General features: G+C 72.1%; 7 protein-coding genes. 4 read left to right on the forward strand and 3 right to left on the reverse strand.

Features of this window, described 5'->3' with window-relative positions; all coding sequences use genetic code 11:
• The 3 genes from AB0J39_RS36805 to AB0J39_RS36815 form a co-directional block, all read right to left on the reverse strand.
• Positions 1-303, reverse strand: a 303-nt coding sequence (locus tag AB0J39_RS36805) for a hypothetical protein (protein WP_363473354.1), incomplete at its 3' end; no start/stop codon positions are given.
• 48 nt (positions 304-351) lie between these two features.
• Positions 352-1125: an SDR family oxidoreductase gene (locus tag AB0J39_RS36810; RefSeq protein ID WP_363473356.1), complete on the reverse strand. Its 774-nt coding sequence runs from the start codon at positions 1123-1125 to the stop codon at positions 352-354.
• A 46-nt stretch (positions 1126-1171) separates the two neighbouring features.
• Positions 1172-1774: a MarR family transcriptional regulator gene (locus AB0J39_RS36815; protein WP_363473358.1), complete on the reverse strand. Its 603-nt coding sequence runs from the start codon at positions 1772-1774 to the stop codon at positions 1172-1174.
• A gap of 112 nt (positions 1775-1886) precedes the next feature.
• Here AB0J39_RS36815 and AB0J39_RS36820 point away from each other — a divergent pair, with 112 nt between their 5' ends.
• From AB0J39_RS36820 to AB0J39_RS36835, 4 genes are all read left to right on the forward strand, one after another.
• Positions 1887-5192: an efflux RND transporter permease subunit gene (locus AB0J39_RS36820; protein WP_363473360.1), complete on the forward strand. Its 3306-nt coding sequence runs from the start codon at positions 1887-1889 to the stop codon at positions 5190-5192.
• Between the two features lie 74 nt (positions 5193-5266).
• Complete coding sequence (locus AB0J39_RS36825) at positions 5267-5659, forward strand: hypothetical protein (protein ID WP_363473362.1); 393 nt, start codon at positions 5267-5269, stop codon at positions 5657-5659.
• Between the two features lie 63 nt (positions 5660-5722).
• On the forward strand, positions 5723-6352 hold the full coding sequence (locus AB0J39_RS36830) for a winged helix-turn-helix domain-containing protein (protein ID WP_363473365.1): 630 nt from the start codon (positions 5723-5725) through the stop codon (positions 6350-6352).
• Positions 6349-7215: MFS transporter (locus AB0J39_RS36835; protein ID WP_363473367.1), on the forward strand; the 867-nt coding region annotated here is incomplete at its 3' end. The genes AB0J39_RS36830 and AB0J39_RS36835, both read left to right, overlap by 4 nt.

Consider the following 7215-nt stretch of genomic DNA (forward strand, 5'->3'; position numbering starts at 1 on the left):
GTGGTGGGCCGTGGGCCCGTGGGGCGGACGGTGCGGGGCTACGCGGGCGATCGCGGGCTGCGCAGCCGCGATCCCCACCGTCGTGATCACGAGCGCGGCCATGGTCAGCCGCCGGGTCGCGGTGGCCGTCGCGACGACCTCGGTGTGGCGCGGGTCGCGCGCGCGGGAGCGGGACATCTCGGTGTGTGCCTTCCTGTTCCTGACCCGGCGTCGCTGTCGCACCTGCGGTGCCGCCGGGACGTGGGGCACATACCCGTCCGGGTGGCGGCGGCGGCGGAGCCGGTCGAGATCGGCACAGGTCATTGCCGGTCCTTTGGCCTGTTCACCGGCCGCTCCGCGGCGGGAGCACACCTAGTGGACGCTGAAGCCTCCGTCGACGCAGATGGCCTGGCCCGTGACGTACGCCGAGGAGTCGGAGGCGAGGAAGACGGCCAGGCCGCGGAAGTCGTCGGGGAGGCCGTTGCGTCCGGTCATGGAGCGGGCGGCCATCTGCTCGACCCGGCCGGGGACGGCCTGCGCGGGTTCGGTCAGCGGGGTCAGGACGAAGCCGGGGATGATCGTGTTGCTGGTGACGCCGTCGGCCGACCACGCCTCGGCCTGGGAACGGGTCAGCCCGCAGACGGCGGCCTTGGCGACGCCGTACACGCCGCTGTCGCCGAAGGCGCTGATGGACTGCTGGGAGCCGATGTTGATGATCCGCCCCCGGCGCCGGGCGGCCATGCGGGGGCCGAAGTGCTGCCCCAGCAGGAACGGCGCGGTGAGGTTGACGGCGATGGTCTGGTCGTAGTCGCCGGCGCTCAGCTCGGCCATGGGCCTGCGGATGTTGTTGGCGGCGTCGTTGACGAGGATGTCGATCGGGCCGAAGAACCCGTCCGCCTCCTCGCACACGCGGGCGATGCCGGCGCGGTCGCCGAGGTCGGCGCTGATCGCCGCCGCGCGCACGCCGTGGCCTTCGAGCCTGCGGACGGCCTCGGCGAGCTCGCCGGGCCGCCGGGCGACCAGGACGACGGCGGCGCCGGCCCGTCCGAGCGCCTCGGCGATGGCGTATCCGATGCCGGAGCTGCCTCCGGTGACCAGGGCGACCCGGCCGGTGAGCGAGAAGAGTTCCTCGATGTAGGTCGGCATACCGCCGCAAGGTAGCAGCGGGCCCGGCCGGGGCCTGGGGACGGGGTCAGGCGGTGCCGGTGTCGTCGGCGTGCATCTCGCGCATCGCGTCCTCGATCTTGCGCATCACCGTCTCCATGGTGCGCAGGGTCTCGGTGTCGAGGTGCCGCAGGAGGCGGATGTAGCCGCCGGTCCCGGCCTCGATGATCTCGGTGGTGAGCCGCCGCCCGGCCTCGGTGAGCTCGACGCGGCGTACGCGGCGGTCGTGGGGGTCCTCGTGCCGGGCGGCCAGGCCCTGGGCGACGACCCGGTCGACGATGCCGGTGACGGTGGCCAGGCCGACGCCGAGGTGGCGGGCCAGCTCCTGCCCGGAGGTGGACCCGGCGAACGACAGGAACATGACGACCTTGAGCTGCTGCATCGTGAGGGTGGAGGCCAGCAGCGGCATCGAGCGATCGCGGGCGAAGAACCGTCCCATGCTGCGCTGCAGCTCCGCCAGGCGGCCGATGAGACAGCCGCGCTCGGCGTCCTCCTCGGGGTCCTGGGATGGGGCCTGTGAAGGGGCGGGTGCGGGGGTCGGGGCCGCCGGAGGGGTGGCGGGGTCGTGCTGCGGGCGGGGGGCGGCCGCCGCGCCGGTTCCGGTGCGCCGCTCGGCTGGGCTGTCGTTCACTGTCACCTCTCGAGGGGAAAGGTTACCAGCCGTTAATGCGACAGCTGAATGTTCGGATAGTACGAAGTGTTAGGGTTGGCCGAACACTCTTCCCCCGATGTCAGGAGCTCGGATGACCTCCTTGGCCAGGCTGAGCCTTGCCAACCGCACTCTCGTGATCATGATCGCGGTGGTGCTCGCGGGTTTCGGCTTGTTCGCGATCCCCTCGCTGAAGCAACAGCTCTTCCCGTCGCTGGAGTTCCCGGCGGCGTTCACGGTCGCGACGTATCCCGGTGCCGCTCCCGAGATCGTGGAGGAGCAGGTCACCAAGCCGATCGAGAGCGCGTTCCAGGGTATCGCCGGTGTCACCGACATCACCTCCACCTCCCGTGAGGGGATGTCGCAGGTGCAGGTGGCCTACGAGTTCGGCACCGACATCGACCAGATGGTCGGGAAGATGCAGCAGGCCGTTAGCCGGATCAAGGCGCAGCTGCCGGCCGACGTCGATCCGCAGGTGGTGGCGGGCAGCACCGACGACATCCCGGTCATGGCGATCGCGGTGGGCGACGGCGGCGACGAGCACGCCATGGCCGACAAGATCGACAAGATCATGGTGCCGGAGCTGCAGTCGATCGAGGGCGTGCGCGACGTGACCGTCAGCGGCGCCCGTGAGCAGCGGGTCGTCATCACCCCCGACCAGGGCAGGCTCGCCCTGCTGGGCCTGTCGGCCGCGGCCATCCCCGACCTCCTGCGGGCCAACGGGGTGTCCATCCCGGCCGGCACGCTGACCGAGGACGGCAAGTCGCTGACCGTGCAGATCGGCGACCCGGTGCGTACGGTGAAGGACCTCGAGAATCTCTACCTGACCCCCGCCGCCGCGCCGGCGGCGGGTCAGGGCGGCGCGGCCGGGCAGCGCGGCGGCGCGAGCGCGGGCCAGAGCACGGGCCAGAGCACGGGCCAGAGCGCGGGTGCGGCCGCCGGGCAGGGCGCGGCGCAGCGCGCGACAGCACAGGGGGCCCAGGCGGCACAGGCGCGGGCCGCGGCGGCCCGGCCGAAGCCGGTCAAGCTCGGCTCCGTGGCCGACATCAAGGTCGAGGACGCCGCCGCGACCACGCTCACCCGCACCAACGGCACCCCGACCCTGGGCGTGTCGGTCACGATGGTGCCCGACGGCAACGCCGTGCAGATCTCCCACGACGTCAACGACGCCCTGCCGGACCTGACGCGCGCCCTCGGCGACACCGCCGAGCTGACCGTGGTGTTCGACCAGGCGCCGTACGTCGAGCGGTCCATCGAGGACCTCACCACCGAGGGTCTGCTGGGCCTGGCGTTCGCCGTGCTCGTCATCCTGGTGTTCCTGCTGTCGGTCCGCTCGACCCTGGTCACGGCGGTGTCGATCCCGATGTCGGTGGTGATCGCGCTGATCGCGCTGTGGATCGGCGACTACTCGCTGAACCTGCTGACGCTGGGGGCGCTGACGATCGCCGTGGGCCGGGTGGTCGACGACTCGATCGTGGTGCTGGAGAACATCAAGCGTCATCTCGCCTACGGCGAGGAGAAGCGGCGGGCGATCCTCACGGCCGTGCGCGAGGTGTCCGGCGCGGTGACCGCCTCCACGCTCACCACGGTGGCGGTGTTCCTGCCGATCGCCTTCGTCGGCGGGATGGTGGGGCAGTTGTTCAGCCCGTTCGCGATCACGGTGACCGTGGCGCTGCTGGCGTCGCTGCTGGTCTCGCTGACCGTCATCCCGGTGCTGGCGTACTGGTTCCTGAAGGCGCCCGCGCTCACGCCGCAGGAGGCGCAGGCCGTACGCGAGGACGCCGAGCGCAGGGAGCTGCGCAGCCCGCTGCAGCGGATCTATCTGCCGGTGCTGCGGTTCGCGACCCGGCGGCGCCTGGTCACGGTGCTGATCGGGGTGGTGGTGTTCGCCGCCACGATGGCGCTGGCGCCCAATCTGAAGACGAACTTCCTCGACAACTCGGGCAACGACACGACGCAGATCAGTCAGCGGATGCCGGCCGGGACCGACCTGGCGACCACCGACGCGGCGGCCAAGAAGATCGAGGAGGTGCTGGCGGCCGACGGAGGCGTGAAGTCCCACCAGGTGACGGTAGGCGGCGGGAACCGCTTCCTCGGCGGGCTCGGCGGCGCCGCCGACCGGGCGTCGTTCTCGGTGACGCTGAAGGAGGGCGTGGACACCTCCGCCCTGGAGGAGCGGCTCCGCGAACGGCTGAAGGGCCTGACGGGGATCGGCGACGTCACGGTCGGCGGCAGCGGCGGCGGGTTCAACTCCGACCAGGTGCAGGTCATCGTGCAGGGCTCGGACCAGGCCGCGCTGAAGACGGCGGCCGGCGCGGTACGCGACGCGATGGCCGGGGTGGACGGACTGCGGGACGTCGCCTCCAACCTGGAGGACAGCGTTCCCCGGGTCGAGGTGCACGTGGACCGGGAGAAGGCCGCCGCCCGCGGCCTGACCGAGGCCGGGATCGGGCAGCTGGTCGCGCAGGCGTTCCGCGGCGCGCCGGTCGGCTCGGTCGACGTCGGCGGCCGCTCCAGCGACGTGATCCTGCGCGCCGGCGGTGACACGCCGGAGGACGTCGCGGCGATCAGGAAGCTCTCGATTCCCACCGCGACGGGCCTGGTGAAGCTCGGTGACGTCGCCGACGTGGTGAAGGCCGACGGGCCGACCCAGATCACCCGTCAGGACGGCGACCGCACCGCGACGGTGTCGGGCACCGCCGACGCGTCCGATCTGGGGGCGATCACCGCGAAGGTCACCGACACGCTGAAGACGCTGACGCTGCCGGCGGGGGTGACGTACGAGATCGGTGGCGCGAGCTCCGACCAGCAGGAGGCGTTCGCCGATCTGGGGCTGGCCATGCTGCTCGCGGTGGCGATCGTCTTCATGATCATGGTGGCGACGTTCCGCAGCCTGGTGCAGCCGCTGATCCTGCTGGTGTCGATCCCGTTCGCGGCGACCGGTGCGATCGGGCTGCTGCTGGCCACCGACACGGCGCTCGGCGTGCCCGCGCTGATCGGCATGCTGATGCTGATCGGCATCGTCGTCACCAACGCGATCGTGCTGATCGACCTGATCAACCAGTACCGCGAGCAGGGGCTGGGCGTGGTGGAGGCGGTGGTGGAGGGCGGCCGGCGGCGGCTTCGCCCCATCCTGATGACCGCGATCGCGACGATCTGCGCGCTCACCCCGATGGCGCTGGGTGTGACCGGTTCGGGTGGGTTCATCTCCCAGCCGCTGGCCATCGTCGTGATCGGCGGCCTGATCTCCTCGACGCTGCTCACGCTGGTGCTGGTGCCGACGCTCTACACCATGGTGGAGCGGCTGAAGGAGCGCATGCGCCGTACGCCGAAGCCGCCCGCGCCGGGCGAGGGCGACCTGACCGTGTACGGCAAGGAGGCCCTCGAACCGGCCCAATGATCCAGCCCAGTGATCCAGCCCAGTGATCCGGCCGCCGCTTCCGGCGGTCGGATCGGGTCCGCCTCCTGCTGCCGGTGCCGGCGACGGCACCGGCAGCGGTACGCACCGTCGCACCTGCCCGGCTGCTGTTGCTCGTCTACGGCGACGAGGACTATCGCGCCTTCCGGGAGGGCGTCGCACAGGAGTACGCGACGAGGTCGTCCGCCGAGGCGGCCGGCACCGTGTGGCCGCCGCTACCGCGTCTGCCGGACATCCCGCCCGCGCCGCGCACCAAAGGGCTCCCGTGGGACTTCCCCCTCGAGGGGATCCTGTCCTTCGACGACCGGTGGCGTGCGCGGTTCACGCGATTCCCGACGGCCGTGCCGCGGATAAGGCATGTCTGGACCATCCGCCGGCTGGCTCGGCGCGAACTCGGGCCGGTTCTGGACCAGGTGTCCCAGCTGCCCCCGGCGCCGTCCTTCACGTGAGGGCGGACACAAAAACCGCAAACAGATGTTTGCGAAGAACTGTTTGCGGTTTATGGTGGGGGCATGACCGATCACGGTGAGACGCCTTACTCTCCGGCCGCGCAGGACGCGGTCGTCCTGGACGCCAAGGGGCTGCGGGCGCTCGCGCATCCCGTGCGGGTGCAGGTGGTGGGCCTGCTGCGCAAGCACGGCCCGTCGACGGCCACCCGGCTCGCCGAGCTGCTGAACATCAACTCCGGCGCGGCCAGCTATCACCTGCGCAGGCTCGCCGCCGCGGGCTTCGTCGAGGAGGACACCGGGCGCGGGAACGCCCGCGAGCGCTGGTGGCGCGCGGCCCACTGGTCGACCTGGCTCAACGACCCGGACCTGATCGAGCGGGAGCCCGAGGCGATGCTGGCGTATCTGCAGTCGGTCGCCGCCACCCACACCCTGCGCGTCCAGCGCGCGATCAACGAGCTGCAGACGATGCCGCCCGCGTGGCGGGACGCGACCGACATGAGCGACTGGGCGCTGCGGCTGACCCCGCAGGAGGCCACCGCCCTGAGGGAGGAGCTGTGGGCGGTCGTCAGCCGGCACCGCAGGGACATCCCGGAGGCGGACGGCGCCCCGGCGGGCGCCGAACGCGTGTCGGTGATCGTGCACATATTGCCCGAACTGGACACGTCCGCCGCGCCGGAAGACGACGCGCGATGACGGGGGAGGACGCGATCACCGCCGCTCCGTCGCACGTCCGCAGGCTGCGCCCGCTGAGCGGGCTGCTGGCGGCCATGGCGGTCGCGCTGACCGGCACCCGCGTGTCGGCCATCGCACTGCCGTGGTTCGTCCTGGTCACGACCGGCAGCGCCACCCAGACCGGGCTGGTGGCCTTCTGCGAGATGACCCCCTACGTGGTGGTCAAGGCGCTGACCGGGCCGCTGGTGGACCGGGCCGGACCGCGAGTGATCTCCTGGAGCACCGACGCGGCCAGCGCGGCCGCCGCCGGCGCCGTGCCCCTGCTGCACGCCACGGGCCTGCTGTCCTTCCCGGTGCTGCTCGCCCTGGTCGCGGTCATCGGCGCCGTGCGCGGCCCCGGCGACCTGGCCAAGGAGATCATGGTCCCGGAGGCGGCCGAGCGCGCCCGAGTGCCGCTGGAGCGGGCGACCGGCCTGTCCGGCGTGACCGAGCGGCTGGCCTCGACCCTCGGCCCGGCGGCCGGCGGCTTCATGGTGGCGTTGCTGGGGCCGTTGACCGGCCTGGTCCTCAACGCCGTGTGCTTCGCCCTCGGGTCGCTGATCATCGCGCTCGCCCTGCCGCGCGGCATGGGACGCCCCGCTGAGGCGGACCACGCCCCGGCCGCGTCCGGCTACTGGCGGCGTTTCGGCGAGGGCTTCACCTTCCTGCGGGGGGAGCCGCTGCTGCTCACCGTCATCGTCATGGTCGGGATCACCAACCTGCTGGACGCGGCGTTCAACACCGTCCTGCTGCCCGTGTGGGCCCAGCGGTCCGGCAACGGCCCGACCGCGATCGGATTGAGCAACGGCGTGTGGAGCGCCGCCGCGGTCGCCGGCAGCCTGGTC

The organism is Microbispora sp. NPDC049633 (genome assembly GCF_040675265.1).
In the GTDB taxonomy this organism is placed as follows: Bacteria; Actinomycetota; Actinomycetes; order Streptosporangiales; family Streptosporangiaceae; genus Microbispora; species Microbispora maris.